This window comes from Paracoccus sp. FO-3 (assembly GCF_006386455.1).
In the GTDB taxonomy this organism is placed as follows: domain Bacteria; phylum Pseudomonadota; class Alphaproteobacteria; order Rhodobacterales; family Rhodobacteraceae; genus Paracoccus; species Paracoccus versutus.
The window spans coordinates 1-2,450 of record NZ_VCBQ01000222.1; the positions used below are offsets into that span (position 1 = coordinate 1).

The window sequence follows — 2,450 nt, forward strand, 5'->3', positions numbered from 1 at the left end:
GACGGCATCGACATCGGCGGCGGAGCAGCCGACGGCACGCGTAGCAAGATCGCGCAGATCGGCCTCCCGCCAGTCCGGCAGGCAATGCCGGAAGACGCCGTAGAGAGCGTCGGCATCCGGCAGCGGCAGGGCGACCTTCATGTCGAAACGTCCGGCCCGCAAAACCGCCGGGTCGATCAACTCGGGATGATTGCAGGTGCCGATGACGATCACGCCCTCTTCCCGTGCGACGGCGTCCATCTCGGCGAGGAAGGCATTGATCACCTGAACGCGATAGCTGTGGTTGTGGCGATCCCGATCGCGATCCTCGCGCGAACCGACGGCATCGATCTCGTCGATGATCAGCACGGTCGGTGCTTTGGCACGCGCCTCGCGAAACGTCCGCCGCATCTCGCGCAGCATGTCGCCCAGATGCCCGCCGGCCTGCCATTCACCGAAGGTCCCCGTTACCACCGCGAAGCCTGCGGAATTGCCCATCGCACGGGCGATCCAGCTCTTGCCGGTGCCGGGCGGGCCATAAAGCAGGAGCGTCCGGGTCAGGTCCTGCCATGCGACCTCGCGTTGCTTCCACATACGCAGGTCGCGCACGATCTGGCGCGCCGCGCGGAGTGCCGGACTGTCGCCATGGATATCCTCGAGCCAGGGGCCGTCAGCCGCGGCGCGTGGCGCCTTGGCCGTGAGGGCGGCGATCCGTTCGGCGACCTCCTTCGCGGTCGGCGCACGCATCGCCAGACCGAGGGCCAGGGGCTCCACGTCAGACAGCACGGCATCGTCCGGCAGGGCGGCGCGCACTGCGGTCTCGTCGATCCGACCAGTTGCGCTATGCGTCGCACGTAAGGCCGCGATGAGAATTTCCATAGAAAGCGCGGCGAAGGTCCGGCGCTGGACCGGCGCATGGTGCAGGATTGCCGGGCCCTTCGCCTCCTCTGGCAGCAGAATGAGGATCGGTGCCCGCATATCGACAGCGCGCGCGATATCATCGGCAAATGCGGCTTCCGCACGTTCCGAGACCTTTGCGTTCGAGATGTCAGGACTGAGCAGAAGCAGATAGGGCTTGTCGCGCGGCAGGCGACCAGGCGACAGGGCAACGGACCAAGCTTCTGTGAGCACATGCGGAATGAGTTTGTTGATCTGATCGATGAGATCACCCGGAACGCGATCCAGCACTGTGATCGCCCCAGTGGCCTGCATCGCATCACGGTCTTTGATATCGCCGATGCTGGCCACAAGGCGCAGCAACGTGATCAACTTGCTCGTCGGCAACCGGATGCGCGGATGCGATGTGCCGTCAGCCTTGGTGGCCATCGGATCGCCCCCGGCTTGCGCGATGGCATCGTGCTCTTCCGGCGAAATATTCTGGGCGGCGGTGCTGGCGCTCAGTGCGTCAAGCGCCGCGGATCCCCCCGATGGCGACATGGCCGCCTCAAGGATCTCCGGCAGATCCATGTCTTCCGGGTCGAGCGCGGGATCCCAGGACGGGGTCAGCCTCTCGGCCAGATCGGCCCGCAGGCGGCGAATGGCGTGACGGGCCAGGGAAGCCCAGGGCTCGGGATGACGGGTTCCGGATTTGAGGTCAGGATTGCGGGGGCTGGTTGCGATTGTCTGGGTCATGGCAGGGTTCCGGGTATGAGAGGGGAGGGCCATCCGGGTCTCCGGATGGCGGCAGGGTTGGTTGCAGAGGGGCGCGGTCCCGCAGGGGGCGGGATGCGGCGGCGGTGTCGGGCCGAGGGCGCGCGGAGATCCGGAAACCTTCAGGGTTCGGGGGTGCCTGGCCCGTTCGGATCCTGACTCCGGGATGCAGGTAGCAGGAAACCTCGGCATGCCTTCGGCGCGGCATGGCTTCCGGATCGCGGTGAGGCGCGCAGGCATTTGCCCGACCGCAGGGGTCATCCGGATCGGCGAAATGGTCTCGTCGCGGGATCCGGAACGCCCTGCCCTGGCCCCCGTTACCCGGTCAGGCCCCAATGACGGTCCAGGATCGGGAGGCGATCACGCCACGCGGCGACGGGCCGGGGTTGGGACGTTGCCGGGATCCGGGGGATCGATGTGGCAGGCGGATGTGATTCCGGGTCATCGGGGGCGGCTTCCGGGTTGTCGTCTGCCGTGGCTCGCGGCGGGGTGGAGAGGTGATGCGGAATCCGGGTGCGGGCGGCGCCGGTGATCTCCGCTTCGATCCGGTCGAGGGTCGCCTGGAGGATGGAAAGCGACCCCGGCCTGTAGATCTCGGACACCACATTCATCAGATCCGCGTATTCCGGATTGGGAGCCAAGGTCTCCGGATGCTGGCGTTTGAGGCGCGTATGGGCGGCCTTCTCCATCGTGCAGGCATCGTGGCCGGTCGGCATCGCGACGACCCGGAGAACCTCGGCATCAGCATCTTTGGGAAGCCCCAACTGGTGTTTGTGTCTCTTTAGGGGATGCGACGTGTCAACGGCGGAGTAAAACCCGGC

The 2,450-nt window shown here is 66.4% G+C and carries 1 protein-coding gene and 1 pseudogene; both read right to left on the bottom strand.

Translation table 11 applies throughout. The features are described from left to right. Window positions 1-1,611, bottom strand: a 1,611-nt coding sequence (locus tag FE811_RS26445; RefSeq protein WP_255469861.1) for an AAA family ATPase, incomplete at its 3' end; no start/stop codon positions are given. A 335-nt stretch (window positions 1,612-1,946) separates the two neighbouring features. Beyond that, window positions 1,947-2,450, bottom strand: a pseudogene (locus FE811_RS27770) (hypothetical protein); the annotation flags it as partial.